This is a genomic window from Synechococcus sp. BDU 130192 (genome assembly GCF_963876085.1).
In the GTDB taxonomy this organism is placed as follows: domain Bacteria; phylum Cyanobacteriota; class Cyanobacteriia; order Cyanobacteriales; family MRBY01; genus MRBY01.
In genome coordinates this window covers 1-26580 of sequence record NZ_CAWNNO010000015.1, presented here as the reverse complement: position 1 = coordinate 26580, position 26580 = coordinate 1, and the positions used below count along the sequence as shown (strand labels likewise).

The 26580-nt window shown below is 50.4% G+C and carries 28 protein-coding genes; 19 read left to right on the top strand and 9 right to left on the bottom strand.

Annotated elements, in window-relative coordinates:
• The 3 genes from AACT35_RS06235 to AACT35_RS06225 all read right to left on the bottom strand — a co-directional run.
• Nucleotides 1–774 (bottom strand): chloride channel protein (locus AACT35_RS06235; RefSeq protein WP_254048007.1); only part of this gene is annotated, 774 nt, incomplete at its 3' end.
• Between the two features lie 204 nt (nucleotides 775–978).
• The gene (locus tag AACT35_RS06230) at nucleotides 979–1968 is read right to left on the bottom strand and encodes a vitamin K epoxide reductase family protein (RefSeq protein ID WP_099239231.1); all 990 of its coding nucleotides are present in this window, start codon (nucleotides 1966–1968) and stop codon (nucleotides 979–981) included.
• A gap of 40 nt (nucleotides 1969–2008) precedes the next feature.
• Nucleotides 2009–2521: a MogA/MoaB family molybdenum cofactor biosynthesis protein gene (locus AACT35_RS06225; protein WP_099239229.1), complete on the bottom strand. Its 513-nt coding sequence runs from the start codon at nucleotides 2519–2521 to the stop codon at nucleotides 2009–2011.
• A gap of 60 nt (nucleotides 2522–2581) precedes the next feature.
• Between AACT35_RS06225 and AACT35_RS06220 the strand changes: the two genes are divergently transcribed.
• The 5 genes from AACT35_RS06220 to AACT35_RS06200 all read left to right on the top strand — a co-directional run bounded on the left by AACT35_RS06220 (nucleotide 2582) and on the right by AACT35_RS06200 (nucleotide 5689).
• The gene (locus tag AACT35_RS06220) at nucleotides 2582–3064 is read left to right on the top strand and encodes a flavin reductase family protein (protein ID WP_012306197.1); all 483 of its coding nucleotides are present in this window, start codon (nucleotides 2582–2584) and stop codon (nucleotides 3062–3064) included.
• Nucleotides 3065–3129: 65 nt separating this feature from the next.
• Complete coding sequence (locus tag AACT35_RS06215) at nucleotides 3130–3480, top strand: phenylpyruvate tautomerase MIF-related protein (RefSeq protein ID WP_030005835.1); 351 nt, start codon at nucleotides 3130–3132, stop codon at nucleotides 3478–3480.
• A gap of 297 nt (nucleotides 3481–3777) precedes the next feature.
• On the top strand, nucleotides 3778–4470 hold the full coding sequence (locus AACT35_RS06210) for a hypothetical protein (RefSeq protein ID WP_099239227.1): 693 nt from the start codon (nucleotides 3778–3780) through the stop codon (nucleotides 4468–4470).
• 14 nt (nucleotides 4471–4484) lie between these two features.
• Nucleotides 4485–4976 (top strand): hypothetical protein, encoded by a 492-nt coding sequence (locus AACT35_RS06205; protein WP_099239225.1) that lies wholly within the window; start codon nucleotides 4485–4487, stop codon nucleotides 4974–4976.
• Nucleotides 4949–5689 carry a type IV pilin-like G/H family protein gene (locus tag AACT35_RS06200; RefSeq protein WP_143596782.1) on the top strand — a complete coding sequence of 247 codons (741 nt, stop codon included), beginning with the start codon at nucleotides 4949–4951 and terminating at the stop codon, nucleotides 5687–5689. The genes AACT35_RS06205 and AACT35_RS06200 overlap by 28 nt, the downstream gene beginning before the upstream one ends.
• A gap of 102 nt (nucleotides 5690–5791) precedes the next feature.
• Here AACT35_RS06200 and AACT35_RS06195 read toward each other — a convergent pair whose 3' ends face one another.
• Nucleotides 5792–6151 carry an NAD(P)H-quinone oxidoreductase subunit M gene (locus AACT35_RS06195; RefSeq protein WP_012306200.1) on the bottom strand — a complete coding sequence of 120 codons (360 nt, stop codon included), beginning with the start codon at nucleotides 6149–6151 and terminating at the stop codon, nucleotides 5792–5794.
• 137 nt (nucleotides 6152–6288) lie between these two features.
• On the opposite strand from AACT35_RS06195, the gene AACT35_RS06190 reads away from it, so the two are divergent.
• From AACT35_RS06190 to AACT35_RS06165, 6 genes are all read left to right on the top strand, one after another.
• On the top strand, nucleotides 6289–6708 hold the full coding sequence (locus tag AACT35_RS06190; RefSeq protein ID WP_339374594.1) for a hypothetical protein: 420 nt from the start codon (nucleotides 6289–6291) through the stop codon (nucleotides 6706–6708).
• 66 nt (nucleotides 6709–6774) lie between these two features.
• Nucleotides 6775–7314 (top strand): RDD family protein, encoded by a 540-nt coding sequence (locus tag AACT35_RS06185; protein ID WP_099239219.1) that lies wholly within the window; start codon nucleotides 6775–6777, stop codon nucleotides 7312–7314.
• Nucleotides 7315–7366: 52 nt separating this feature from the next.
• Complete coding sequence (rpmG, locus tag AACT35_RS06180) at nucleotides 7367–7561, top strand: 50S ribosomal protein L33 (protein ID WP_012306203.1); 195 nt, start codon at nucleotides 7367–7369, stop codon at nucleotides 7559–7561.
• Nucleotides 7562–7625: 64 nt separating this feature from the next.
• On the top strand, nucleotides 7626–7841 hold the full coding sequence (rpsR, locus tag AACT35_RS06175; RefSeq protein WP_012306204.1) for a 30S ribosomal protein S18: 216 nt from the start codon (nucleotides 7626–7628) through the stop codon (nucleotides 7839–7841).
• Between the two features lie 71 nt (nucleotides 7842–7912).
• Nucleotides 7913–9925, top strand: coding sequence for a ribonuclease catalytic domain-containing protein (locus AACT35_RS06170; RefSeq protein ID WP_099239217.1), 2013 nt, complete (start codon nucleotides 7913–7915; stop codon nucleotides 9923–9925).
• 156 nt (nucleotides 9926–10081) lie between these two features.
• Nucleotides 10082–10285, top strand: a complete 204-nt coding sequence (locus AACT35_RS06165) for a hypothetical protein (protein WP_012306206.1) — start codon at nucleotides 10082–10084, stop codon at nucleotides 10283–10285.
• 50 nt (nucleotides 10286–10335) lie between these two features.
• Here the strand turns inward: AACT35_RS06165 and AACT35_RS06160 are convergent, their stop codons facing one another.
• Nucleotides 10336–11211, bottom strand: a complete 876-nt coding sequence (locus tag AACT35_RS06160; protein ID WP_143596781.1) for a GDSL-type esterase/lipase family protein — start codon at nucleotides 11209–11211, stop codon at nucleotides 10336–10338.
• 287 nt (nucleotides 11212–11498) lie between these two features.
• Between AACT35_RS06160 and AACT35_RS06155 the strand changes: the two genes are divergently transcribed.
• The 6 genes from AACT35_RS06155 (at nucleotide 11499) to AACT35_RS06130 (ending at nucleotide 18286) form a co-directional block, all read left to right on the top strand.
• Nucleotides 11499–12806: a cation:proton antiporter gene (locus tag AACT35_RS06155; RefSeq protein WP_223209845.1), complete on the top strand. Its 1308-nt coding sequence runs from the start codon at nucleotides 11499–11501 to the stop codon at nucleotides 12804–12806.
• Nucleotides 12807–12953: 147 nt separating this feature from the next.
• Nucleotides 12954–14771, top strand: coding sequence for an N-acetylmuramoyl-L-alanine amidase (locus tag AACT35_RS06150; RefSeq protein ID WP_099239213.1), 1818 nt, complete (start codon nucleotides 12954–12956; stop codon nucleotides 14769–14771).
• A gap of 104 nt (nucleotides 14772–14875) precedes the next feature.
• Nucleotides 14876–15715 carry a glutamate racemase gene (gene murI, locus AACT35_RS06145; protein ID WP_030005842.1) on the top strand — a complete coding sequence of 280 codons (840 nt, stop codon included), beginning with the start codon at nucleotides 14876–14878 and terminating at the stop codon, nucleotides 15713–15715.
• A 151-nt stretch (nucleotides 15716–15866) separates the two neighbouring features.
• Nucleotides 15867–16838: a solanesyl diphosphate synthase gene (gene sds / locus AACT35_RS06140; protein WP_012306211.1), complete on the top strand. Its 972-nt coding sequence runs from the start codon at nucleotides 15867–15869 to the stop codon at nucleotides 16836–16838.
• A 62-nt stretch (nucleotides 16839–16900) separates the two neighbouring features.
• The gene (locus AACT35_RS06135; RefSeq protein ID WP_071819459.1) at nucleotides 16901–17050 is read left to right on the top strand and encodes a DUF2256 domain-containing protein; all 150 of its coding nucleotides are present in this window, start codon (nucleotides 16901–16903) and stop codon (nucleotides 17048–17050) included.
• A gap of 42 nt (nucleotides 17051–17092) precedes the next feature.
• Nucleotides 17093–18286 carry a homocysteine biosynthesis protein gene (locus AACT35_RS06130; RefSeq protein WP_099239211.1) on the top strand — a complete coding sequence of 398 codons (1194 nt, stop codon included), beginning with the start codon at nucleotides 17093–17095 and terminating at the stop codon, nucleotides 18284–18286.
• 83 nt (nucleotides 18287–18369) lie between these two features.
• Here AACT35_RS06130 and AACT35_RS06125 read toward each other — a convergent pair whose 3' ends face one another.
• Nucleotides 18370–18567, bottom strand: a complete 198-nt coding sequence (locus AACT35_RS06125; RefSeq protein WP_012306213.1) for a hypothetical protein — start codon at nucleotides 18565–18567, stop codon at nucleotides 18370–18372.
• Between the two features lie 260 nt (nucleotides 18568–18827).
• On the opposite strand from AACT35_RS06125, the gene AACT35_RS06120 reads away from it, so the two are divergent.
• Together AACT35_RS06120 and AACT35_RS06115 are read left to right on the top strand one after the other, a co-directional pair.
• On the top strand, nucleotides 18828–20102 hold the full coding sequence (locus tag AACT35_RS06120; RefSeq protein ID WP_099239233.1) for a glutamate-5-semialdehyde dehydrogenase: 1275 nt from the start codon (nucleotides 18828–18830) through the stop codon (nucleotides 20100–20102).
• 73 nt (nucleotides 20103–20175) lie between these two features.
• Nucleotides 20176–21945, top strand: coding sequence for an N-acetylmuramoyl-L-alanine amidase (locus tag AACT35_RS06115; protein WP_099239209.1), 1770 nt, complete (start codon nucleotides 20176–20178; stop codon nucleotides 21943–21945).
• 3 nt (nucleotides 21946–21948) lie between these two features.
• Here the strand turns inward: AACT35_RS06115 and AACT35_RS06110 are convergent, their stop codons facing one another.
• From AACT35_RS06110 to AACT35_RS06100, 3 genes are all read right to left on the bottom strand, one after another.
• Nucleotides 21949–23721, bottom strand: coding sequence for a TolC family protein (locus AACT35_RS06110; RefSeq protein WP_099239207.1), 1773 nt, complete (start codon nucleotides 23719–23721; stop codon nucleotides 21949–21951).
• Nucleotides 23722–24103: 382 nt separating this feature from the next.
• The gene (locus tag AACT35_RS06105; RefSeq protein WP_065715972.1) at nucleotides 24104–24547 is read right to left on the bottom strand and encodes a VOC family protein; all 444 of its coding nucleotides are present in this window, start codon (nucleotides 24545–24547) and stop codon (nucleotides 24104–24106) included.
• Nucleotides 24548–24615: 68 nt separating this feature from the next.
• Nucleotides 24616–26580: efflux RND transporter permease subunit (locus AACT35_RS06100; RefSeq protein WP_143596780.1), on the bottom strand; the 1965-nt coding region annotated here is incomplete at its 5' end.

Sequence of the window (26580 nt, the reverse complement as noted above, 5' to 3'; positions counted from 1 at the left end):
GATCCCGCGATTGAATAAAGCCCCCAAAACTCCTGCCAAGCCCCCCAATAGCAAATACCAGGGGATTTCTGCCAGATAAAAATTACTTTGATTCGCCGCGTTTAATAGTTCTGCGGGCAAATTCAGATCCGAAGTGCCAAACCAACGGGAGACCACCGCGCCCGTAAAGGAAGCAACAATCGCCGTTTCTAAGGTCAGCCCTGACATGTCCCGCATCAGTTCTTCGACCACGAACAGTACCCCAGCAATGGGAGTATTAAATCCCGCCGCTAAACCCGCCGCTGCTCCGGCTGCAATCATCTGCCGTCGGTGGTTTGGGGTTGTCGGGAGCCATTGACTGAGTTGAGCTGCGAGAGCCGCACCGATATGGACACTGGGGCCGCGCCGTCCGAGGGTTAATCCGCCACCCAGAACCAAAATCGTGCCAATGGATTTAGCTAAGGCCACTTTCCAATTTAGCGGCAGGGGAAATTGGGCCAGGACAACCTTGACCTGGGGGACACCGCCCCCTTTGGCTTCTGGGGCAAAGGTCTCTAGGAGATAGCCTGCCAACCAGCCGCAAACCACCCCAAATAGAGGCAGGATTAACCAGGCGCCGTATTGACGACTCAGGATGACCCGATATCCCCCCACGAAACCGATGCCTTGTTTGAGGAAAAGGGCTGCCAAACCGGAGATGACACCAATGAGGCAGGCTTCGATTAATAAATAGTTATTGTTTAAGCTGTGCTGGCCTAAGGATCGAAAAATCCACCAATTTCGCACAGAAGCCATGGCGATCGCCCGTAAGATGCTTCACAAGATTTAGAAACGCTGGTTTCAGCTTTCCCCTAGCAGATTAGCACGATCTTTCCCCTGGGCCTTTCAGGAAAATTTTTGGCAAATTTTAGCCTAATCGTTGACAAAAAAAACCTGACCTTGGCAGATCAGGTGATGCATTTTAGGGATGTAAAAGCTGATGGGGAATGCATTCACTCCTTAACGGGGCAAGGCATATTTAAAATCAGTGGAACCCTGGTAGCCAGAAAGCTCTGCCAGGCGTTGTAGCGCTTGGGTGCCAGCATAACGTTCCCCATTAATCTCCCAGGTAGGGAATCCTTCTAGCCCAGCGGCGGCACAAACATCAGGCTGGCCATTTTCTCCTTCGGGGGCGCATTCAATGTAGGGTACTTTGGCAAAGGCTTCTTTCCCGAACAACTGTTTTTGGTCGTAGCAGTGGGGACACCAGTAAGCGCCATATTCTTTCGCCCCAATTTCTGTGAGGTGTTCGGCTAGGGCAATTTCTGCGGGGCCAGAGGTGGTGGTGATTTCCCAGCCTGTGGGCGGTTCGGGGGCACGGTTGGGGACTTGGGTAATAATTTCTTGGCCCTGGTCATTAAGCACCGGGACGCTACCTTGAATATCGCGTTCAATGCTGTTGTATAAGCCGAGGGTGCCAAGGGCGGTAATGATCGCCACCACAAAAATCGTCAGGAATACTTCACCCCAATCGTCCCAAAAGCGACCAAAGAGGGTTAACAGGAGAAAACTCGCGGCAAAGGTGGCCGAGGTAATGCAGTAGAGACAAACGCCGCCAATTTTCGCAAAGAGAATGTACATCAGGTAGGCACTAAACAGGCTCATGGCGGTGGCACCAATGAGGAGAAAGAGCCATGTCCAATCTTCGTATTTGTTCCGCAGTTTTTTGTTGTCTTCGGGATTAATTGCCAGGGGCACTAGGGAAAAACCGGCCATGGCGAGATAGGCGATCGCCCCAAACAGTGACAAGGGCAAGCCAAAGACAAAGGCGTAGGGACTAGAGAGCACATCACTACAGCTCGCTGCTGCTTCTGTACCACAGGCCACCTCTGCCCCGAAAAGTTTGGAGATCGTCAGGTAACTGGTGAGCAAAAAGCCAATGATGGCGATCGCCCCGATAATAGGGCGGGACCACTGATGGATCCAGGGTTGAGAACGTCGGCGTACCATAGCGCGTCAAAAAAATTCCAAGCAATAAATTGTCTACATCTTAAACCTGCGGGGCGGCGGGTTGCAGTTGGCTGACTAAATGGCGCAGTTCCGGCAAAATGAGTTGTTCCATGGCTAATCGCACCGCCCCAGTCGATCCGGGTAGAGAAAATAAAATCATCCCCCGATAGGTGCCTGCCACCGCCCGGGAGGCGATCGCCCTAGAGCCAATCTCCTCGTAGCTCAAGGCCCGGAAAATTTCCCCAAACCCCGGCAAGGTTTTTTCTAAATGTTTGGCCAGCATATCGTAGGTGTTGTCCCGGTGGGCGATACCGGTGCCGCCATTAAAAATTAAGGCTTCCAAATTCGCGTGGGCGAGGTGCTCTAAACGATGGGCGATCGCCTCTGGATCATCTTTAATCACCTCATAATCCCCGATTTCATGGCCTGCGGCGGTGAGTAATGCTTGAATTAACTGGCCGCTTTTATCTGTTTCTGGCGATCGCGTATCGCTGACAGTGATTACCCCACAACGGACAACACGCGCAGCAGGATCAGGATGAGGTTGCAGCATGATCAGCAAAGATGATTAACAATGGTTGTGACAACAAACCCCTACAGGAGAAGTTAAAAAATGCTAGACGAACAGGCCAAAAAAACAATGCTCCTCCACATTCCCCACGCATTATATATCTGCGGTGTGCGGGATGGTGACGAGATGAATGGCTTTACCGCCAGTTGGGTGATGCAAGGTTCTTTTAAGCCCCCCCTCGTGGTTAACTGTGTCCGCTCCGATTCTGGTTCCCACGCCATGCTCAAAAAAACCGGCGTCTTTTCCCTGAGTTTTCTTGACGACTCCCAAAAAGATATGGCCGCCAATTTCTTCAAACCCAAACGTCGGGTCGGCAACAAATTTGAAGATGTGGAATTTTACGAAGGGGCTGAAACCGGCTGCCCCGTGATTAAAGATTCCCTTGGTTATGTGGAATGTAAAGTGGTCGGGGCCGTTGAACAGGGCGATCACACGGTCTTTGTGGGCGAAGTGATCGGCGCAGGCGTACATCGGGAAGGCAAAATTCTCGACCTAGCGAGTACGGGCTGGAGTTACGGCGGCTAAAAATAAGGCTCTATTTTGCCGAAAACTGACCTAGTCTTTTAACAAAATTTTCCTGATTTAAAACGATGCCTCTGATTAAAGTTCAAACATCTTTACCGCCCGCTTCCCAGGGGGATGTAGAAGCCCTTTTGCTCAATTTGTCCCGCAAACTCGCGGCGCACCTCGGCAAGCCAGAAGCCTATGTGATGACCGCTTTTGAGGCCGGGATTCCCATGACCTTTGGCGGGTCGATTGATCCGGCTTGCTATGTAGAGATCAAAAGTGTGGGCACCATGGGCGATCGCACCCGCACCATGAGTGAAGACTTCTGTAATGAAATTCACCAGAGTCTTGGTGTTGCCAAAAACCGTATCTACATTGAGTTTGCCGATGCCAAAGGCAGTATGTGGGGCTGGAATGGTTCAACCTTTGGTTAAGTAAATCTTTATTGATAGATATTCCTCCCAAAACCTCCTGAAATCGGGAGGTTTTCTGAAATACTCAATTAGTTAAGATTCTTGATTTTGCAAGCTTGTAAACACTGTCATAAAGTGGCATTTTTTGAATAAAAATCTATACCAACTTAAATCAAGAAGGGTGATCATTAAATGAAATACCAGTATTATGGTAGTAGCATCCTGTGTACCACAAAGTCACTTTCAATTTGTTCATCAAAATAAATTTTGAAAAATGACAGAAACTTCTCTCATAAGAAATGGCGATGGAAGTAGTCTATGATTTTTTATCTAATCAAGAAAATTATTCAAGCCAAAAATAAAAACAAGAATAATTCCTCATCAAATCTAGAGAGCTCCCAAAAAAGAATGCTCTCCTTTGACAAAAGAGGTCAAATCATTTGTTTTACTTGTTCTCTAGACAAAAATGAATCTTCATTAATTGCGCGCTTTAAAGTTCGCCATGAAGATGGTCGAGGAGAAATTTTAGTTAAACTTAAAAATATTGAGAAGTTATATCAGAGCTTAAATGATGATGCCATCAAAAGCTTTGAATCTGGAGAGTTATCAAAAGCAAATGCTTTAATTTCAAAAACAAAAAACCTTGATTATAAAAACTATTCTCATCGTTTAGAAGTTTTTAGAGAAGTTCCTCATTTAGCTCGCGTACCTATTTGGATAATCGATTTTTCGTTAAAATCTTCTGTGAGTGATTATATTGACAAGGGCGCAATTAAAGTTGTCAAGAAAAATTTATATTCGTCCCTTAATAGACTACAAAATCAAGATTCATATAAAGACTCTTTAAATGCAATATTTGTCCATGAAAAATTCATTCAATCCTTTGATAATGACTTGCAAAATTTCTCAATCGATTACTACCCATTGAGGATAATTTACTCTAGACTGCATAGCTTAAAGCAAAAGCAAAAACTGGTCATAGAAAAAGAATCAAATCCCAGAAAAGTTTAATTTCCTGCAACATAATGAGCTTATACCATTGTCTACTTGTTCCAGAAATGATTCCTTTTCCTAAGGAAGTACAAAAGTTTCAATCAATTAAGCTCGATCTACCTTTTCTTCAAGGGTGGCAAGGAGAAATTGAACAAATATCTCGATATCAATATCTTTTGACAATTGTTAAATTGACCGGTTGGGCAGCCCCTTCTCTAAATCAAATGGAGTTAGATGTCCCAATTAAATTTAATCCGAAAACAACCCATGAAATTAGCTGTTTTTTTAATTCGCCATCTCAAAAAATAAATTTATTGTTTAATTTTCAAGTTCAAACTAATGACAAAAGCGCGATCCGTCTTTCTAACAGTATCTATTCGGCAATGATTAATAGTAAACAAACTGATATTCAATATCTAACAAACGTAAGACTCGCTGATTTCTGGACAGAAATATCAGCTATCAAGTTGGCTTCTTTAGATAGAAATTCTAAAATATGGAGTGGTTATCAATGCAAAACCTAGCATTAAAATTTGCTCTGAGACGAAAAAAAAAGGTAAATTCCGAGAAGGGTTTTCTGATTCTTGATATTCTTCTGAGTATCGTTATTCTAGGGATTTTGGTTGCCCAGGGGTGGCGAAGTTATTTGAAAGAGGTAAATCGCGCAAAGGAATTAGAGGCTTTGCTCATTTTGCGTGCCCTAAATCAGAGCCAATCAATCCATTATTTAGAGTATAGTCAATTTTCTGATGTCTATCTTCCTGGGATCATCCAGGAGTCTAGTAATTATCGTTTTGCCGTTCAGGCTAGTCAAGGTCCTCTTGCCCAGGCGATCGCCATTCCCAAGGCACCTCTCCTTAAGGGATACATCAGCGTTATTTGCCTAGACGGCCAAATTCTTTGGGTCAAAACCTTCCAGGGGCCTCCGAATCAGTTGCCGGTCATTGATTCCGTATCCTGTGAAAATGCGAGTCAGGCCGGGGCAGTCAAGCCAACCCTTGATGATCTAGTCGAATCCATCGAAGCGGCGGATGAACCGAAACCATCGGAGGATTTTAAAGTGGAAATAATTTGTGAGTCGGGGAACAAAGGCAATCAAAAGAAACCCGGTACACCTCCGGGTTTAGTGGGGAAAGAAGTCCCCGGTTTAGCTAATAAAACGCCACCTGGTTGGGAAATAGCACCTGGCATCAACAAAGTTATCGTTTCAGAGGGCTGTAATGCTCAGCTTTCTTGAAATCTATGGTAATCAGTTGAGGCGATCGCCCACAGTATTTATTGACAGATAGAGTACTGACGACAACCGTGGGCTTTTGAGATTTACACAGTTCAAAAATAGCTACTGGAGGTAAGCGCCTTGGCTATCAGGGTGATCCATTTGGGGTAAGCCCATGCTGAAGTTCATTACCCGTGAGTCGAGGTTATAGCGGAGTTCACCTTTTTGGAGGAGGTCACGGATAAAGGCTTCTAGGTCAGAGCCGATCCGCCGGAGGTTATATTCGGTTAAATCCTCGCCGCTGTTACTTTCCACGAGGGCATCGAACTGGCGATAGACTTTCTGGAGACTTTCTTCGGGCCAAACGAATTCGTTATCTGGATCGACATCCAAGGTGAGCACGGTTTCACTGGGGATTAATTCATTTTTCTGAATTTCGGCAGTGTAGATGCGGACATGGCGGGTCGTGGATTTAAGCAGCATAGGACTTAACAGATAAGATTGAGAATGATTCTGCAACAATTGCTATTGTGACATTTTCCCAGTGTACAGATAAAGTTTTCCTTGGTGCGGCTACAGACCATGCGCCAGGGTTGCCAATCTTCCAAAAAGTAAGGCCCTTGTGGAAACGTCTGGGTCGGCTTGTAATTTTCGGTGTCATTTTACTAAATCTCTGGGGTTGTACTGGGACGAAGGCTCCCCGGGAATTTGCCCCGGACGGTGAGGTGATCCAACGGGCGATCGCCACCAAACTTAGAAGCCATTACCAACAACTGAGCCAGACCATTAATGCGCCGCCGCCCAACTTGGAACTAAAAAATATCCAAGTGAAGAAGCTCGATTCTTTTTTTCTCCAGGCACTTCCGGTTTACCACCTCCAGGGTACCTATGATGTGGCGCTCAATTTTCCTTCCCAACGCACAGAAAATCTTCGCCGCAATCCCTTTGAGGTTTATCTCCAACGGCAACCGGAAGGAAAAACGTGGCGATCGCTCGAAAAAAATCCCCAGGGTTGGCGATCACAACAACTCCCTCGATAAGCCTCATCTTCGTTTCCCTGACCCTCTACAATAAAAGCAATCCGTCTTTGCCCGATTTCCTCGCCTATGTATGACGAAGAAGATTACCGTCCCGTCCGCCGTTTCCCAAAAGTCCCCCTAGACAGACGCTTTTGGGCTTTTTTTGTGGATTTCGTCGTTGCTTGGATTGTCAGTGGTTTAGGAGGTTTAACCCTACAGTGGTTAGTTTTTCTCGTGGTCTGGTTTGGCCTGCGGGTTTTTCTTGTCAGCCGTAACCAAGGTCAAAGCCTAGGCAGTTGGGCCTTTGATATTAAAGTCATCGACATCCGTTACCGAGTTCCAGAAATTATTAATCTCAGCAAACGAGAAGGCATTTTAGGCTTTGCCGCCATGCTTGCCATGTATGGGATTCAAAGTTTTTTCCTGATGGGGAATGGCATTTCTTTGATTTTGTTAATCTCTCCTCTGTTGGCCTCCTGTGGCGTGGCGATCGCCGACGAAGAATTTAACCAAGCCTTCCACGATCGCATCGCCGAAACCTATATGATCCAAACCCAGCGCGGTTTTTCCCTAGATTTACGTCTCAAACAAATCCTTGCCGAGCTAAGACAAAATATGCAAAAATAGAAATTTGTGTGTAAACCTTAGCGATCCACAACCGCTAATCTAGTAAAAAATTATGGCAAGCAAAAAAGGCGTCCGCATTACCATCACCGTGGAATGCACCGAATGTCGCACCAATACCAACAAGCGCTCCAATGGCGTTTCCCGCTATACCACTAGCAAAAACCGTCGGAACACCACCGGGCGGCTCGAAATCAAAAAATTCTGCCCCCACTGCAACGCGCACACTGTCCACAAAGAAATTAAGTAGGTAATTCCTTTACCACTGAAATTTTATCGACAAATTTTTTATTTTTTAACGTTATTTATTAACCATGGCCTACTACCGTAAACGTCTTTCTCCGATTCCTCCTAGCCAGCCGATCGATTATAAAGATGTCGAACTCCTCCGCAAATTCATCACCGAGCGCGGCAAAATTTTACCCCGTCGGATCACCGGCTTAACAGCGCGTCAACAACGGGATGTTAATACCGCCATTAAGCGGGCACGGATGCTGGCCCTGTTGCCCTTCATCAACAAAGAAGGCTAAAGTGATGCCAAGCAATTCTAGGTGTTGAGTTTAGGATTGCTCTTGTATAGTCGCGTTAGGCAACAAAGCTGGTGGAAAAAGGACAACTGATTGAGTTTCGGCTACAGGGAGAACGAGTACTTGCTGTCGCTGAGCGTCCTGAAGGAAAAAAAGATTGGATCGTAATCGATGGACGGGGGCAATCCCATAAGCTGCGTCCCCAAAGGGTTGAATATACCGTGGCGGGTTCCCCCTACGATCCAACTGAGATCCCCAGCTTTTTCACAGAGAGTCAGGCATTAGTTGATCCCGACAATCTGGCCGTCGCCTGGGAGTTTCTTATCGAAGCCTCGGAACCGGCAACCCCAGAATCCCTCGCGCAACTTTTATTTTCAGCCAAAACGCCCCAGCAATGTTATGCCTGTCATCTGATGCTGGCGGAAGATAAGATTTTCTTCAAACGCAAAGGGGATTACTACGAACCCCGTGCAGAGGCGCAGGTCCGCGAAATTCAGCATCAGCTAGAAGTTGAAGCCCAGAAAGAACGTGAAAAAACAGAATTTTTACAGCGGGTTAACCAGGCGATCGCCGGAGAAACAGTAACCTGGGAAGACAGTGATCGGCAACGTTTCGAAAGCCTAGAAAAATTTGTCCTCTACCCGGAGCAGTCAGCCAGAGCCGCCCACGACCTCCTCGAAATGCTGGGGCGATCGCCCACGACAGAACAGGCTTTCCGCCTCTTGGTCTCCCTTGGCTGGTGGAGTTCCCACGAAAATCTTGCTCTCCTCCGGAGCGGTTACCCCAGAAAATTTTCTCAGAAGGTACTCGATGTGTCCCATGCCCGCCTGTCAGCCTCGCCCGGTGATACCGATGAGGGGAACCGTCTCGATTTAACCCATCTCAAGACCTACACCATTGACGATGAGAGTACCTCAGAAATTGACGATGGCCTCAGTATCGAAACCCTAGAGGACGGTCTCCATAAGGTTTGGATTCACATCGCGGATCCCACACGACTATTGAGCCCTGGAGATGAACTCGATCTAGAAGCCCGGCGTCGTAGTACCAGCCTCTATTTACCCACGGGGATGATCTCCATGTTCCCGGAAGAGCTGGCGACAGGGCCGATGAGCTTACGCCAAGGACAAGTCTGTGCGGCCCTCAGTTTTGGAGTTTTACTCACAGACAATGGAGCGATCGCCGATTATGAAATCACCCCCAGTTGGGTGAAGCCCACCTATCGCCTGACCTATGACGATGTGGACGAAATGCTCCATCTGCGGATCCAGGCCGAATCAGAAATCGCCCTCCTCGCGGATTTTGCCCACAAACGCCGAAAGTGGCGGGATGCCCAAGGCTCCATCAGTATCAAGATGCCAGAAGCCTCCATTAAGGTGCAGGACGAAAACATTTTTATCGAAGTCCTCCATGCCTCCATGTCCCGGGAACTGGTTGCTGAAATGATGATCCTCGCTGGCGAAGTGGCAGGCCATTACGGGCGTACCCATGGTTTACCCCTGCCTTTCCGGGGACAACCCCAACCGGAACTGCCCCCCCAAGAAGAACTGTTATTATTACCCGCCGGGCCTGTGCGCGCCTGTGCGGTACGGCGTTGTATGCCCCGCAGTGAAATGGGCACCAATCCCGTACGCCATGCCAGTTTGGGGTTAGATTCCTATATCCAAGTCACATCCCCCATTCGTCGTTACACTGACCTGCTGGCCCATTTTCAAATCAAGGCCCATCTGCGGGGGGATGAACTGCCTTTCTCGGTGGATGAACTCAAGGAAATTCTCTACAGTGTTGTTACTTCCAGTCAGGAAGCCGTCCATGTAGAGCGCCAAACCAACCGCTATTGGAGCCTCGAATATTTACGGCGTAATGCGGATCAAGTATGGCAAGGGTTAGTCCTACGCTGGCTCCGGGAAGATGAAAAGTTAGGCATTATCCTCCTGGAAGAACTGGGTCTAGAACTTCCCCATCGCTTTGAACGGGCCGTTGCCTTGGGCGATCACCTGGAAGTAAAAGTAAGCCAAGCCGATCCCCATAAAGATGAAATTCGCTTCCGGGAACTGCTCGAAACGGAGATTGCGGCGGCTTCCTAGGATCAAAAGCAGTCAAAACATCAAGATTTATAACAGACTCTGCGGGTTCCCCATTGAGAAATATTGCAGTTCTCCGGAGGGCGTCCGTTGTTTCTCCTGGGCATGGTAACCTCATAGCCAGCGAACTTGAAATGTTTTCGAACAACTGTGAAAGCAATGACTGCTATTTACTCTACAAAGAATCAAGTCAATCCCTGGGCAGAAGAGATGGGTGAATACGTGGCCCAACTGCAACTCCATATGGCACTCCAGGCCAAGAATCTCGTGCCTTCCCTAGAACATCCCCAGGATGGTCGGCATCAGTTGCTTCATGAATCCCAACTCCACTTGGAAAAATTGGCTTCCCGCCAAATTGCCTAAAAAAATCTAGGGGTGATGCTCGGAATCTTATCGGGTTTAACTCCTAAAAATCATTGGGCCAAACAATCTTCTAGGCGTTGTAAAGCCCCCTGCCATTGAGCATAGCCAGCATCGCTCAAGTGGAGGCCATCGGTGGTTAGCTCCGACCGGAGTCCACCATTAGCGTCGGTGAATAAAGGATAAAGATTGAGGTAATTGACCCCTTCTTGGGAGGCGATCGCCTGGAGTTGTTGATTAATACGAATGGCCCGGTCTTTGCGTAAATAACCGTGATTCGTGGGTAAAAGGGACTGCATGACGATCACTGATTCAGGATGTTGGCAGCGCAATTGACGAATGATTGCCCGCAAATTATTCAGTACCGTCGTCTCAGAAACTCCCTGCTTGAGATCATTGACTCCGGCCATGAGATAAATCGTGTCTGCCTGGAGGCCATGAAGCGTTCCGAGGCGCGCCAGGATTTGACTCGTATTTTCACCTGAAATCCCTTGGTTCAGCCAAATTTTAGAAGCCGGTAAAAGGTCATTGGGAAACCAGAGGCTCAGGGAATCCCCCAACAAAATGCCGAGGGACTGCCGCCCTTGATATTGGGCCGCCAAGTGTACTTCTTGGCTCAAGAGCTGTTGCCACTGCTGATAGGTGGGTTGGGGAGCGCCATTTGTCCATAGCCGGGTACTTGCCCCTGCCTTAAGGGCGGTTTGGATCTGTCCCCGTAATAAAGCATTGAGACGAAAAGTATAGAGTTGCGCCCCGGAACGAAAGCGAGGGCTCGCTAAATATTGCGGTGTCGCCGTTGCCCAAAGGTTGGTGGCCGTTGGATTGCTTGCCCTTTGGACACAGGTTTGGGGGGCAATCGCCTTGACTGAATGAACAGCAGTCGGCGTTCGGCATAATAAATTCGCAACTAAAAATAACGGTTCTGACATGGCAATTTCCAGGGCAAACACCTTCTAATTATTGTCCCAAAACGAAAAGTTGCCGATAAATCCGTTAAGAATAAACCCTTTAATGACCCAGGGGTTTGTTACATTAATCTGGTAAAACGCGACCAGGAAGCCTCTGGTTATTCTGCCCCGTTTTTTGACCGAAGCCAAACCTCCCCGGACAACTTTGGTCCCTACGCTTGTCGTTACCTTGTAATCAAAAATTCATGCCGTATTTTCAATCGTTCCTTCTCAATGCGCCCCCCGCCAGTGAAGCAGCGGAACCCTCCATGATTCTGGCTGCGGTGCTACTGAGCCTTGTGGTCATCTACTTTGCAAGTAAAGTGGGCGGAGAGCTGTGTTCCCGCATCAACCTCCCCCCAGTGCTGGGCGAATTAGTCGGCGGAGTATTGGTGGGCGTATCTGCCCTGAGTTTACTGGTCTTTCCAGAAGGGGGCATCGAAGCGTCCCAATCACTACTGATGCAATTTCTGCAAAATACAGCCGGTTTAAGTCCTGAAGCAGCCCCGGCGGTGTTTGCCACCCAAAGCGAAGTGATTTCTGTCCTCGCAGAACTAGGGGTCATTATCCTTCTGTTTGAAATTGGTCTTGAATCGGATCTACAAGAATTGATTAAAGTTGGCCCCCAAGCCGCCATTGTCGCCGTGGTGGGGGTTGTGGCACCTTTTGCTGCAGGGACAGCAGGTTTAGTCTTTTTATTCCATCTCAGTACAGTGCCAGCGATTTTTGCAGGGGCAGCCCTCACGGCAACCAGCATCGGGATTACCGCGAAGGTGCTAGCAGAATTGGGTCAACTGACTACCAAAGAAGGACAAATTATCATTGGCGCGGCTGTACTCGATGATGTCCTCGGCATTATTGTCCTCGCTGTGGTTGCAAGCTTGGCGAAAACAGGAGAAGTGCAGGTTGTCAGCACTATCTGGCTCATTGTGAGTGCTGGGGCGTTTCTCATTGGTGCGATTATTGTCGGTCGTCTCCTGAGTCCTTTATTTGTCAGTTTGGTGGATGGGATGAAAACCAGAGGCCAACTGTTAACTGTATCCGTTGTTTTTGCTTTTGTGCTGTCCTACATTGCGACGGTAATCCAACTGGAGGCGATTCTTGGAGCCTTTGCGGCTGGACTGATTCTGGCGGAAACGGATAAACGGGGCGAACTAGAAGAACAGGTGTTGCCGGTGGCGGATTTGTTTGTCCCCATCTTTTTTGTTTGCGTCGGTGCAAAAACAGACCTCAGTGTCCTCAACCCGGCTGTCCCCGCCAACCGTGAGGGATTAATTATTGCGGCCTTTTTGATCGTGGTCGCAATTGTCGGGAAAGTTATTACGGGCTTTACAGTCTTTGGCCAAGACCAGTTAAATAAGTTGGCGATTGGGGTAGGCATGATTCCCCGGGGCGAAGTGGGCCTTGTGTTTGCAGGGGTTGGTTCGGCCAGTGGCGCCCTCTCGGAATCAACGGAAGCGGCAATTATTATGATGGTCATCTTGACGACATTTATTGCACCGCCATTTTTGCGTTTGGTCTTTAAGGAACCCCAGGCGGCGATCGCCACTGGAGAGACGCCGGAGAAGCTACAATAATTCAGCCTTGGGCAACCATTGAAACATATCCTAAGCGACCCACGTCCCTTGGGAGAACGGTAGGAAGAGGTTTTATCTCTATCCACCGGAGTTGTTCTATATCTTGAGGGCGTGGCATTTTCCCTTGTGAGTCGAGGATTTTTAACTGTGAGATTTTTCTGGTTTTTTCTGACGCTACTGACGCTATCCACTTGGCAACTACCGGCTTGGGCAGGTCAATTGGTCTTTTGGGAATTTAATACCCAACGACGTCAATTGCAGTTTCGCACCAATGAACGGGTGCAGCCCGAAGCGCAACTGATCCCAGATCCCAGCCGTTTGGTGATTGATTTACCGGGCACTGTCCTGGGAAGCTCTACGGTCAATCGCAGCTATGGCGGCAAAATTACGAGCGTGCGGCTAGGTCAGTTTGCGCCAGATGTCACACGGTTGGTGGTGGAATTAGCCCCTGGCTATACCTTAGATCCTGAGGCAATTCGTTTTGAAGGGCGATCGCCGACGGATTGGGTTGTGAATTTACCAGAACCTGAACTCATTCCCGTGGCCCCAGTAGCTCCCAGTACCCCAGAAATTTTCAACAATTCTGCCAATCCTGGAAATCCCAGTAACGCTGCTCCAGGTGAAGCTTTTTTTAATAACTTGGTGCGAGTGACCCAACAGGGATTCCTCGTGAACCTGGATCCCCGGCCCGGTAGTCGCATCACCACCGACCAAGATGGCGATCGCCTTACCTTTACCCTGCGGGATTTGCAATTGCCCCGGAGCTTAGAAAATCAGACCCTAGATGTTAACCGCTACAAAGTCCGCCAAATCAAATTTGAGCAACCCAGCCGTACCGAAGCCCGCATTACCTTAAATTTAGAACCCGGTAGCCCTCGGTGGCGCGCGCTGTATACCACCTACGGTGATGGCGGTTTAGTGCTGCTTCCGGATGGGGGCACCAGTAGCCTAGGGGGAAGAGAAACCGGGGCGATCGCCGTCCCTACCCAACAATCAGTCGCCACAGCTCAACCCCAACAAACCATCGTTGAAGCCCTAGAACTTGCCCGCAACAGTACCCAGTTAGTCATCCGTGGCAGCGATCGCCTCCAGGCCGACGGTGGTTGGAATCGTAACGCCGGCTTCTACCAAATTCGCATTAACAACGCCCGTCTTGCTCAACCTGTGCGTGGCCCCCAGTGGGGGGGAGATAGTCCCATTTCCCGCATTGCCATCCGCCAGGAAACGGCCAATACGGTGCTCGTCCAGATTGAACCTGCCGAGGGGGTACAAATTGGAAGTCTCAGTCAACCCAACGCCCAGTTCCTTGCCCTAGACCTTAATCGTCCCCAAACGGCAAGTTCTCTGTTTGTGCCGCCGGCCCCAACGGCACCGCCCCCCACAACCCAAGCGGTACTGCCAAATTTTCGTCCGCCCCGGAGCAATATTATGGTCATGATCGACCCCGGCCATGGTGGTCGTGATCCTGGTGCTGTGGGGATTGGCGGCCTACAGGAAAAAAACGTGATTCTGCCCATCTCCCAGGAAGTGGCCCGAATCCTACAACAAAGTGGCATCACCGCCCGAATGACCCGGGATACGGATTATTTCGTCAGCCTAGAAGGACGTACTCAACTGGCTAACAATGCCAATGCCGATTTATTCGTAAGTATCCACGCCAATGCCATCAGCATGAGTCGCCCCGATGTGAACGGTTTTGAAGTGTACTATCACCAAAGTGGTCGAGCCTTAGCTGAAAGTATTCACCGCAATGTAATGCGACGGCTCCAAATGCGAGACCGGGGTGTGAGAACGGCGCGTTTTTATGTATTGCGTAATACATCGATGCCTTCAGTGCTCGTCGAGACAGGTTTTGTCACGGGCCGGGAAGATGCTCCCCGCTTGAATGATCCTGCATTTCGGAGCCAAATGGCCCAGGCGATCGCTGCTGGCATCCTGGAATATATCCAAAACAATGTGCGCTAGCCCAGGGGGTTGCCAGAAAATCAGTAATTCGCCACAGAAATAAGCGCAAATACCTTAAAACTGCGCTAATCTTTGTTTAATTTATTTGGTGTGAACGAGAATCTATGGGCAACCAACAGCAACACCCCATTGGCATTTTTGACAGTGGCTTGGGGGGCATCACCGTCCTTCGAGCCCTTTACCGACAACTCCCCCAAGAGTCGATTATCTATTTTGCCGATACGGCCCGATTACCCTATGGTGATCGTTCACCCGAAGAGTTGATTCAATATGTGCGCGAAATTCTGACTTGGATGGAAGCCCAAGGGGTGAAGATGGTGGTGATGGCTTGTAATACAAGCTCGGCGATCGCCTTGGATGTGATCCGCTCAGAATTTAAAACCCCTGTTTTAGGGCTGATTCTTCCCGGAGCAAGGGGGGCAGTCAGTCAAGGGAAACGCATCGGGGTGATCGCTACCCAGGCCACAGTGAATAGCGGCGCTTACGAAAACGCAATTCTGGAAGCGAACCCAGAGGCGGCGGTATGGCAAATGCCCTGCCCAGAATTTGTTCCCCTCATTGAGGCCAATCGCATTAACGATCCCCACACGAAACGCATTGTCCAGAAACGTCTGCAACCCCTCCTCGAACAAGGCATTGATACCTTAGTTTATGGGTGTACCCACTATCGCCACTTGTCTGGGGTGATTCAATCAATTTTGCCGAGCCATGTGATTTGTGTCGATCCGGCGGAATATGTGGTCAGTGCCACGGAACAGGAATTGGAATTGATGGGTTGGAAAAATCCCCAGTCACCATTACCAACCCGCTTTGCGGTGAGCGGTTGCCCAGACCAGTTTGCCCAATCGGCAAAGGGATGGCTTGGACATCAGCCCCTAGTGGAACAGGTGGACTTAAAAAACCTCATGGTGAATACATCGCCCCTTTCGATCACCAATGGCTAAAGGGCGATCGCCTGCCTGAAACAGGTGTCCCTACAAGCGATCGGGCCAGGGTAGACCCGCAAAAAAGAGCCGTTTTCTGCTGAAACGAATCCATTGCCATACAATATAGAATATGTAAATTTTCGTAAATTTCGTTTCCCTCGGCTTAATAATGATTTCAGCGACTACCCTTTTTTCTCCCGTCGAAGCCGACCTCAAGGAGCTCAGTGAAAATCTGACGCGGCTAATTAGCGCCCGACATCCGATTTTGGGGGCCGCGGCAGAGCATCTGTTTTCTGCGGGGGGGAAACGAGTTCGACCCGCCATCGTGCTTTTGGCCTCCCGGGCAACCCTAGGCGATCGCCCCTTGACCCAGCGGCACCGTCGCCTGGCAGAAATCACCGAAATGATTCATACGGCGAGCCTTGTCCACGACGATGTGGTTGATGAAGCGGCCCTGCGCCGGAGTGTACCTACTGTTAACAGTCTCTTTGACAATCGCATCGCGGTTCTAGCCGGAGACTTTCTCTTTGCCCAATCCTCTTGGTACCTCGCGAATTTAGATAATCTCACTGTGGTGAAATTGCTCTCTGAGGTGATCAAAGACTTTGCCGAAGGGGAAATTCAACAGGGGCTGAACCGCTTCGACACCGGGATGAATCTCGAAATTTACATCGAAAAATCCTATTACAAAACAGCGTCATTGATTGGGAATAGTGCCAAAGCGGCGGCTGTTCTCAGTGAGGTTGACCCAGAAATTGGCGATCGCCTCTACGACTATGGCCGCAATTTAGGCTTGGCCTTCCAGATTGTCGATGACATCCTCGACTTCACTGGCTCTACCGATGTTTTGGGGAAACCTGCCGGATCTGATTTAATCGGCGGCCACATCACCGCCCCAGCCCTGTTTGCAATGGAAGAACATCCCAACCTAACCCAACTGATCGAGCGGGAATTTGCTGAAAATGGTGATCCCGAAAAAGCCCTCGAAATTGTGCGCAACAGCAATGGGATCAGTCGCGCTAAAGAACTTGCAGCCCATCACGGTCAATTGGCTCGCCACAGTTTAGAGTGCCTAGATCCGTCTCCCTCCAAAGATGCCCTCACGGATCTCATTGACTACGTTTTGGGCCGGATGTATTAGGCCGCACCCTGAAGTAAAAAAGCAGTCTGACGAAAGGCGACATCCAGTTGCAATGATTGACCATGGCACGACAGCGTAAAAAAGCCGATCTCCCGACAAAAACTTGCACCGTTTGCGGACTGCCGTTTACCTGGCGCAAAAAATGGGAAAAATGCTGGGATGACGTGAAATATTGTTCGGAGCGGTGCCGGCGGCGGCGTAACCAAGGGTAATTTTCTCCTAGGATGAAAGGGTACGCTTCCCTCTGTTCAACCATGAGAACGATCGCCAGCATCAACGAAAAGATTCTTGCCCACCAGGCCGTTGTCTGGACGGTGTCTGAAGTAAAAGCACGGGTGGTGGAATGGGGCATCAAAAAAATTGCTGAAACCGTTGATGTGGTGACCACAGGTACCTTTGAGCCGATGGAATCTTCGGGGGCAATGCTCAACCTGGGCCATACGGATCCCCCCATTAAAATTCGCAAATGCTGGCTCAATGGGGTGCCTGCTTATCCTGGTCTGGGGGCGGTGGATATTTACCTAGGGGCAACCATGATGGAAGATCCTCTGGAAAATGAAGCGGCGGAAATTGGCGATCGCCCCCTCTCCCAGAAAGGCGGCGGCCATGTGATTGAAGATCTAATTGCAGGTAAAACCGTCCATCTCCATGCCCTGGGCCATGTGACCGATTGTTATCCGCGCGCCACCTGGGACAATACCCTCACGAAAGATCAAATTAATCAGTTTTATCTATTCAATCCCCGCAATCTTTATCAAAATTTTATTGTGGGTGTTAACGGTGGCGATCGCCCCCTTTATACTTACCTCGGCCCCCTCCAGCCCCATTTGGGAAATGCCGTCTATGCCTGTGCTGGAGCAATTTCTCCTTTGTTAAATGACCCAGATTTAGAGTTAATTGGGGTGGGCAGCAAAATTTTCTTGGGGGGCGGTATTGGTTATGTGGCCTGGGAAGGCACCCAGCATTTTCCCCTCCAGAAACGTCTGGGCAATCGTACCCCCCTGGGGCCAGCCTCCACTTTGGCCTTGATTGGCGACGCAAAACAAATGGATCCCAAGTGGGTACGGGGTTGTTATTTCACCAAGTACGGCCCTTCTTTAATGTTGGGCGTGGGGGTGCCCCTGCCAGTTCTCCACGAGGAAGTCATCGCCCACTGTGCCGTCCAAGATAAAGAAATTGTCGCCCCGGTGATGGATTTTTCGATTCCGCGCCGGGTGCGGCCCACCTTTGGTTTAGTGAGCTATGGCCAGCTTAAAACTGGGAAATTAACCATTGAGGGAAAAACCGTAAAAGTTGCTCCGGTCACGAGTCTATATCTCGCGGATCAAGTGGCAGAAACCCTCAAACAATGGATTCAAGCCGAAGATTTTACCCTCACCGAACCCGTGGCAACCATCAGTGGCGATCGCCCCTTTTTGTCCCAAGACCAATGGAGCCAGCGTTTGTAATACTGCCGAAAAAAGCCACCATCCTGAAACGGCGGTGACCATCGATAATTTTTTAGAAAACAGAATTTTCCCAGTAAATTTCGTTAGCTCATGGTGGCATGACTAGGGCCATAGTCCGCACGCACTTGACGGGGGAGTTTACCTTGAATCGTGCCTTGATAGTCTCCTTCTGGTGCCATGCCGATTTCTGTGGCAGAACGGTTCAGGAGGGACATTTGACGATTTTTAATGGCGTGGTGATGGCGCATCATTAATGCACGGGCTTGTTGTTGGGTTCTCATGGTTTTGCTCCTGACCGACCGCGAAACACGGGGGATTTGTGTTTTATACTTTGTCCTCTACCTCATTATATTTTATTTTCTGTAAAATTTGATACAGAAAACATATTTTAATAAGAGCAACTGGCCTTTTTGACAAAAAAGTTGGGAGAAAGCAACCTTGCTAGCTGGCAGGTTCTTGCGATCCCCTAGGGCAATCAGTATGATCTGGTGAGGCTTTACGCAAACTTTCGCGAGTACATTGGGACTTCATGGGTAATCAAATGGCATCTACTCCCCCGTTAGAGAGCAGTGATCCGATTACGGCAGCCTTGCAGCGGGCCCATCAGGCTTCCCTAGAACTAGAGTTACTCAAAGGTAGTGAACGTCATCTGGGTATTGAGGCGATCGCCACCGCCCTAGAGGCCAATATTTCCGTCATCCTCGAAGCCAATACCAAGGATCTAGAGGCCAGCCGCGAAATGGCCGTGCCGAAGCTGATTCTGGATTGGTTAAAGTTGACCCCCGAACGGCTGCAAAAAACAGTGCGTTTGCTGCGTCAACTGCCAAAACTGCCCGATCCGCTGCAACGGGTCAAAAATGCGACCTATCAAATTAGTGGTTATCAGACCTACTCCCAACGGATGCCCCTGGGGGTGATTTGTCTGATCCATGAAGCCTTGCCCGAATTAGGGGCGATCGCCGCTGGACTTTGTTTAAAGACAGCCAATAGCCTCGTAATTCGCGGTTGCGGTGATGCCAGCCATACCAATCACCTGATCGCTGAGATTATGCAAACGGCCCTTGCTGACCAGGGCTTACCCTCAGGCTGTTTAGAATCTCTCTCTTCTGAGGAAGGTTGTACCGTACAACAGCTAGTGGCCCAGGATCGCTACTTGAACCTGATCATTCCCTATGGCCGTCCCAACATGATTCAACAGGTGGTGCAACACGCCACCACCCCTGTCCTGAGAACCACCGTAGGCAATTGCTACCTCTACCTCGCTCCCAGCGGTGATCTGGAATTGGCCAGTTGGGTGATCCAAGACAGCCATAATTACGAACCCGATGCCGTCAATGCCATCGAAAAAGTCCTGGTGTGTCCTGAGCAGAAAACATCCCATTTAATTAGTCTGTTTAAATCCCTCCAAGAACAAGACTTTGAGCTACGGGGAGATGCATCCCTCGTCGAAGAATTTCCTGAACACCTCGCCCCCATTGGCACTGAAGAAGAATGGCAGCAGGCTTATTTAGAAAAAATTGTGGCGTTTAAACGGGTGCCGGATCTGGCCGCAGCCATCACTGAAATTAATTGCAACTCCGGTGGCCATGCCGATTGTATTGTCACGGAGTCCTACCATGAAAGTCGGCAATTTTCCATGGGCCTCGATAGTGCTTTGATCTATATCAATGCCTCCCCTTGTTTTTCGCGTCATCCCCTGGGGAGCGATTCGGTATTTCTTGGGGTCTCGAACCAAAAGGGAAATCGCCGGGGTTTAATTGGCCTCGAAAGTTTTACGACCATTAAACAGGTGGTTCAGGGGGATAGCACCCTCTAGGTTTCAACGCCTCAAAGAAAGCTGTCTCAATGGAGATGGCCTTTGTAAGCTTAAAAAATTAAGGACAAGATTTATGTTTAAAGCGATCGCCCTCAGTTCTGGTATTGCCGTGGCCCTGACCTTTCCGGCGATCGCCCAGTTTCCCCGCCAAAGCGATCGCCTCCAATTGGTCTACCCCCCAAACAATCACCAAACCAGCGCCGCCCAGATTTTCTTGATTGGCTCAGCCCCAGCGGCGGGCACCGTGGCGATCAATGGTCAACCGATTACCCGGAGTGACTTGGGCCATTTTGCCCCCAGTTTGCCCTTGACGGTGGGTCAAAACCAAATTACCCTGACCTATCGTCAGCCTTCGGGACAGACGGAAACAAAAACCCTCACCGTTGAGCGTTTGGCTAACAATACAATGCCGCCCAACCAACTCGAAGCCCCTTTCCCGGCGGTGGATATTGCCCGGCAAACCGACGAGACAATTTGTTTCCAAGTCCAGGGGCCAGCCCAGGCCCAAGTTAGGGTTGCCCTCGGCGGAAAATCTTTTTCCCTACAACCCCAGACCACGGTGACGCTGCCCAGCAATGCCGCCGTCCTAACCCTAGAGAATGAAGCTCCCGCCGAAGTTTTTACGGGAACCTATGGGGGCTGTCAGCGCTTTACCCAAGGCGGGAGCCTCGGCCAAGCCCGTTACCAGATGAATGTCCAGGGGCAAACCAGCACCGCCACCAGCCCCGGTCGCGTCGAAATTTTAGACGCCCAAAATACTGAGGCGATCGCCGTCACCAGTTTGGCAGGGGTGGCCCGCACAGGCCCCAGTACCAATTTTTCCCGCCTCACGCCTTTGCCCCAGGGAACCCAGGCCCTGGTTACTGGCAAAGAAGGGGATTGGCTGCGTTTAGACTATGGCGCTTGGATTCGCGCTTCGGAGACCACACCGATCCAGGGTGCAGTGCCGCCGACAACATTGATTCGCAGCCTGCGATCGCAAACCACCGCCACAGAAACAAATGTCATTTTTCCCCTCCAAAGGCCCGTACCAGTTACCGTCAGTCAAAATGACGACACCTTTAGCCTGACCCTCCACCAGGCGATCGCCCAAACCGACACCATTTACCTAGACGAAAGTCCAATTATCCGCCGCCTCGACTGGGCGCAGATTGATCCAGAAACGATCCGCTATGATTTCCGCCTCAAAACAGACCAGCAATGGGGCCATTCACTGCGTTATGAAGGCAGCAATTTAATTTTGTCCCTCCGCCACCCGCCACAACTCCAGGGGAATTCGCTCCGGGGCGCGACCATTTGGCTCGATCCTGGCCATGGGGGGGCTGAATCCGGTGCCTTGGGGCCAACGGGCTACCCTGAAAAGGCAATTAATTTGCTCATTTCCCAAAAAATTCAAAAACAACTGGAAGCCAAAGGCGCGGAAGTGATTCTCAGCCGTACCACGGATCAAGATTTATCCTTAGGCGATCGCCAGGCCGCGATCCGTGACCTCCAGCCCACTTTGGCTCTGTCTGTCCATTACAATGCCCTGCCCGATGCAGGGGACGCAGAAAATACGGCGGGGATCGGGATGTTTTGGTACCATCCCCAGGCCCATGACCTGGCGCAGTTTCTCCACGATGATTTAACGACGCAGTTAGGCCGTCCCAGTTACGGTGTCTTTTGGAACAATCTGGCCTTGACCCGGCCCCAGGAAGCTCCGGCGGTCTTGATGGAGTTGGGTTTTATGATTAATCCCACGGAGTTTGAGTGGATTACCGATCCCCAGGCCCAGGAAGAACTCGCCGGGGCGATCGCCAAGGCAGTTGAAACCTGGCTGCAAACCAAGGCGATCGTTCAATAATCCCTAGGGAGCCGCCGGGGCGATCACCGCATCTCCTAAACCGACTTCCCGCTTCAGTTGGGCAAAGGCACGATTGTAATCGGTGACTGCCTGGAGATAGTTGCCCCGGGCCGTATTCAGACCCGTTTGGGCAGAGATTACATCGGTTTGGGTGCCGACCCCCGCATTAAAGCGCAGACGAGCCAGGCGTAAACTTTCTTCTGCTAAGGTGACTGCGGCGGCTGCCGTCGTGATGTTTTGTTCGCTGGCTTCAAAGTCATAGTAGGCTGTTTCCACTGCCAGGCGAATTTGGTTTCTTTGGTTAGCAAAACGATTTTCGGCGATCGCCTGATCAACTTTTTCTTGATTTGCCCGGGCGGCCGCTGCCCCCCCATCAAAGAAATTCCAACGCATCCGGGCCCCAACCGTTAACCCATCGGCGGGGCCAAGGCTATCATCAAACACTTCCAAGACATCATAATTCGCAAAAATGCTGACTAAAGGTCGGACAGCAGCCAATGCAATCCGTTCCTGGTAACCATCAACTTCCCGCTGGAGGAGCTGCTGGCGCAATTCTTGGCGGTTTTGCAGTGCTAGGACAATGGTTTCTTCTAAAGAAATTTCCCATCTTCCAGCGAGGTTAATCTCATCGGCGGTGCGGGGATCGATGGTTGGTGCCAAACTCAGGAGTTGAGCCAGTTGACGCCGGGCGGTTCTTTGGGTGGCTTCAGCCCTGGTGAGCCGCTGTTGGGCGCTGGCGAGTTCGACCTCGGCCCGCAATACATCAAATTTTGTGCCCAAGCCTGCCTGTTCTAGTAGGGTGGCATCCCGTAAACTCTGGGTGGCATCAAACACCGAACTTTGTTCAATAACCACCTGGGCGTCGGCACTCTGGAGGTTGTAATAGTTCACCGCAGCGGCTAGACGAGTTTCTTCGGTGAGGCGCTCAATGTCTAGTTCGGCAATTTGCAATTGGGTCTGGGCCGCTTCAATTTGGGCAGAGCGACGCCCCCCGGTATAGATGTCATAGCTGACTTCGAGACGACCATTGATCGCTGTGGTGGCATTGTTGTCTCTGCCTAGGTTCCGGGCCTGGAGTTCTCCGTTGGCGCTGTCGGTGCGGGTAATGTCGAATTGGTTGCTGAGGTTTGGGTATTCGGCGGCGATCGCCTCTTGCACAAATTCCTCTGATCGGTCGTAGTTCAGACGGGCTTCCTGGAGTGTTTCATTGCGCTCTAGGGCCAGACGAATTGTTTCTTCTAGGGTGAGATCAACAACATTGTCAGCCGTCACCGCTGTGGCCTCCTGGGGGACTGTCACTGCCGGATTCTCAATGGGTTCTAGAAGCTGATTTAGATCTTCATTAATCACCCGATCCGGCGGTAAGGATTGCACAAGGGGAATTGTCCGGTTTGTCTCTGCGGTGGGCAGCGTTACATCGACTCCCGTTGTTGAGGGGGTTTCTGTGGCATCTCCCTGGGCGAGGAGGGGCGCAGGGGCCTGGATGGTGCCGAGGTGAGCAGTCGGCGTTAAATCGAGATCTGCGGCAGGTAGGGGCAGAGCCGCCAGGGTTGTGGGCTGGCTGAGACCACCGAGGCTGGGTAAAAAGGCTGCTGTATCGAGGGGATCAACGCCAGGAGTGGCCAATGGTGGCAATGGCGCCTGGGGGGCCTGACCGACGGGAGGCTCTGGCGTAGCGATTTGCGGCGGGGTTGTTTGGGCGATCGCCACCCCACCACCAGAGAGGACCACGAGGCCACTGGTACTGAAAGTAAGAAAATCTCGAAAAGCGAACATTAGCTTCTAAGGGTCCAGCTGAAAATAGTTTAAAAATTGCCCACTAGCGAGCTTGGCAACGGGAAAAATTGCGCGGCCTAGGAGCTAATGACTTAGTTTAAGTCAAAAAACTTTAAACTACTACTTGTCACTAAATCCTCCGGCAAAAACCAATTGATCTAACCAGAAGAACTGGAACAAACCATCGGAATGCCTGCAATTTTTCTGTAATTGAATGTCATTGGCCGTGACTAAGCGTTAGCTGCGCATCCTGCAAGCTTTTATGTCGTCACCAAATAAAGCACTTAAATTGGGCGATTTTTACCCCTTTATTTTTTTGACGACCAACAGCATCAATAACAGTGATGCAACTTACTAAAGCCGCATAATCTCAAAGCAAAACCTAGTGAGTTTCGGGGCGATCGCCAATTTCGGTGATTTCTCGACCACCAAAAATTGCCTCTGGATGGCGATACCATTTGAATTCCAATAGATTAAAAAACGGATCTTCGAGGAAAAAAGTACGATGTTCCGTTAATTTTCCCGGAAACCGGAGGCGGGGGCGATCGCGGAAGGGGAGTTGATAGTTTTCTGCCCGATTTAAGACCTGTTGCCAATCCTGTTCATCGAGAAAATTTAGACCAAAATGGCGCGGATAAACGCTCTTTTGGGGGCGGAGGGGTTCCTTGGTGACATGGGCCACCAGTTGATGACCAAAGAAGTTAAAAATCACCGCCCCGCTATTTTCTCGTCCCACCGTGCAACCGAGGGCATCGGCATAGAATTTTTTGGCGACAACTGGGTCAGTAATCGGAATTGCAAGGTGAAACAGGAGGCGATCGCCCATGGCAATTTTTTCTCATAACGAAGATCATTTCCCCATTGTAGAGGGATTTTTTAAGCACTTTTTCGGCCCTAACGTAGGACTTTAGTCGGCAGCTCTTCTTCTACAACCACCGGGCGGGGACGCTTGGTGCGGGGGGTACCCAGTTCATGGAGCAGGGTATAAAAACAGGGAATAATAAAGAGGGTCAACACCGTTGCCAAAGAAAGGCCGGAGAAGACCACAACCCCCAAGGGCTGGAGAAATTCTGATCCTTCGCCAATGCCCAGAGCCAGGGGAAATAAGCCCAAGACCGTCGTAATCGTTGTCATGAGGATCGGCCGGAGACGCTGGGGGGCCGCCTCCAAAATCGCTGCCCGGTAACTCAGGCGATCGCGTTCTCGAATTTGGTTCGCCAGTTCCACCATGATGATCGCGTTGTTAACGACAATCCCCACCAATAGCACCGCCCCAACAATCACCGTCGCCCCAATTGCCGTTTGGGTAACGAATAGACCTAAGATGCCGCCTGCCAAAGCTAGGGGCACCGTCAGCATGATCACCAACGGATCGATGAGGGAGTTGTATTGCACCGCCATCACCACAAACACGAGGAAAGCCGCCATCCCCCCAAGGAGTTGGAGGGCCAGTTGAATTTGACGATTGGTTTCTGCTGCCGAACTGGGCAAGAGGCTCACCCCTGCTGGCAACTCAAGACCGGCAATGATTTGATTTACTTCGCTGAGGGCGTCACTCAGGCTGGCCCCTTCGACAAGATTTCCTTCGAGGATCAACACCTGTCGCTGGTTAATGCGCTGGATTTCCCCTGGGGCATCACCGGAGGTAATGGTGGCGAGATCCCCCAGTTGTACCGGTTGTCGGGTGCTGGTAAATAAAGGAATACTCCGTAATTGGGCGGCCCGTTGAATGGTCTGGGGTTCGAGTTGGACACGGATATCCACCAGGCGATCGCCCCGTTGCAGTTGGGTGGGCACAGAGCCATCGAGGGCCGTTTGAATCGTGCTGCCAATCGCTTCAGCAGAAAGTCCTAGGGCGGCGGCCCGTTGCCAATCGGGGCGGATTTGCACTTCCGGTTGGGGGGGAGCCGCATCGGGTTCATAGCTAGCGAGGGTTGCCTGGGACTCCAGGGCCGCTAAAACCTGTGCGCCCGCCTGCTCAAGGATGTCTGTATTCGCACCTTGGAGCATCACATCCACATCGGCCCGGGACGGAGAATTACTTAAAATCAAGCCCCGCACACTGCCCGGTCGCATCCGAATTGAGGTGCCAATCGCCGGAATTTGTTCGGCCACGAGCTGATTGATCCGGTCGGTGTAGGCTTGGACATTGCTGCCAGGTTTGAGGGTGACACTACTCGACCCCCGCAGGGCATTACTGACCGTTGAAGTGCCGAATAAAGCCCCCCCGGAAGTGGTAAAAACATATTCTGTTTCTGGTTGAGCGAGCAGCAACTCTTCTACAGCTTGCATCACTGTGCGGTTTTCTTCGACTGTAGTGCCTGGGGGGAAGGTCGCCCGTAATTCCGATTGGCCTGTATTGATCCGGGGTAAAATTTCCTGGGGCAATTGGCCCACCATCCACAAACTGCTGCCCCCAAAAATGGCGATCGCCCCGGCAATCACCAATAATTTCCGCCGTAAAATCAGGCCCAAAACGCGACTATAGAGGGTCGTTAAGCGATTGATAAAAGCACCAAACCACTGAATCGGCAGCGCCCGCTGGAGGTTACTGGACCAACGCACCGCGAGTAGTCGTGAAGAAAGGGCGGGTACCACCGTCAGAGCAATGATCAGAGAAGCAGCCACCGAGAAACTAATAGTTAGAATCAGCTCGCTAAAAATCAGCGCTAAAAAGCCCCCCACCAACAGAAAGGGCAACACGGAAACCAAGTTTGTCGTCGTCGAGGCAAATAAGGCCGATTCCAACTCCTGACTACTGGCTTCGACGGTGCGTTGCAGTTTCCGCCGTGAACCATGCTCGGACTTCACTTTTTCGGCCCCAGCGGTGATATTTTCGAGCATCACAATGGCGTTATC

Coding starts and splice junctions, on each gene's coding strand:
- AACT35_RS06125 (WP_012306213.1), bottom strand. CDS start 18,567: ATGAGAACCCAACAACAAGCCCGTGCATTAATGATGCGCCATCACCAC.
- AACT35_RS06135 (WP_071819459.1), top strand. CDS start 16,901: ATGGCACGACAGCGTAAAAAAGCCGATCTCCCGACAAAAACTTGCACC.
- AACT35_RS06215 (WP_030005835.1), top strand. CDS start 3,130: ATGCCTCTGATTAAAGTTCAAACATCTTTACCGCCCGCTTCCCAGGGG.
- murI (WP_030005842.1), top strand. CDS start 14,876: ATGGGCAACCAACAGCAACACCCCATTGGCATTTTTGACAGTGGCTTG.
- rpsR (WP_012306204.1), top strand. CDS start 7,626: ATGGCCTACTACCGTAAACGTCTTTCTCCGATTCCTCCTAGCCAGCCG.
- AACT35_RS06200 (WP_143596782.1), top strand. CDS start 4,949: ATGGAGTGGTTATCAATGCAAAACCTAGCATTAAAATTTGCTCTGAGA.
- AACT35_RS06160 (WP_143596781.1), bottom strand. CDS start 11,211: ATGTCAGAACCGTTATTTTTAGTTGCGAATTTATTATGCCGAACGCCG.
- AACT35_RS06165 (WP_012306206.1), top strand. CDS start 10,082: ATGACTGCTATTTACTCTACAAAGAATCAAGTCAATCCCTGGGCAGAA.
- AACT35_RS06210 (WP_099239227.1), top strand. CDS start 3,778: ATGATTTTTTATCTAATCAAGAAAATTATTCAAGCCAAAAATAAAAAC.
- AACT35_RS06120 (WP_099239233.1), top strand. CDS start 18,828: ATGGCATCTACTCCCCCGTTAGAGAGCAGTGATCCGATTACGGCAGCC.
- AACT35_RS06220 (WP_012306197.1), top strand. CDS start 2,582: ATGCTAGACGAACAGGCCAAAAAAACAATGCTCCTCCACATTCCCCAC.
- AACT35_RS06195 (WP_012306200.1), bottom strand. CDS start 6,151: ATGCTGCTTAAATCCACGACCCGCCATGTCCGCATCTACACTGCCGAA.
- AACT35_RS06115 (WP_099239209.1), top strand. CDS start 20,176: ATGTTTAAAGCGATCGCCCTCAGTTCTGGTATTGCCGTGGCCCTGACC.
- AACT35_RS06105 (WP_065715972.1), bottom strand. CDS start 24,547: ATGGGCGATCGCCTCCTGTTTCACCTTGCAATTCCGATTACTGACCCA.
- AACT35_RS06110 (WP_099239207.1), bottom strand. CDS start 23,721: ATGTTCGCTTTTCGAGATTTTCTTACTTTCAGTACCAGTGGCCTCGTG.
- rpmG (WP_012306203.1), top strand. CDS start 7,367: ATGGCAAGCAAAAAAGGCGTCCGCATTACCATCACCGTGGAATGCACC.
- sds (WP_012306211.1), top strand. CDS start 15,867: ATGATTTCAGCGACTACCCTTTTTTCTCCCGTCGAAGCCGACCTCAAG.
- AACT35_RS06155 (WP_223209845.1), top strand. CDS start 11,499: ATGATTCTGGCTGCGGTGCTACTGAGCCTTGTGGTCATCTACTTTGCA.
- AACT35_RS06130 (WP_099239211.1), top strand. CDS start 17,093: ATGAGAACGATCGCCAGCATCAACGAAAAGATTCTTGCCCACCAGGCC.
- AACT35_RS06225 (WP_099239229.1), bottom strand. CDS start 2,521: ATGCTGCAACCTCATCCTGATCCTGCTGCGCGTGTTGTCCGTTGTGGG.
- AACT35_RS06185 (WP_099239219.1), top strand. CDS start 6,775: ATGTATGACGAAGAAGATTACCGTCCCGTCCGCCGTTTCCCAAAAGTC.
- AACT35_RS06230 (WP_099239231.1), bottom strand. CDS start 1,968: ATGGTACGCCGACGTTCTCAACCCTGGATCCATCAGTGGTCCCGCCCT.
- AACT35_RS06205 (WP_099239225.1), top strand. CDS start 4,485: ATGAGCTTATACCATTGTCTACTTGTTCCAGAAATGATTCCTTTTCCT.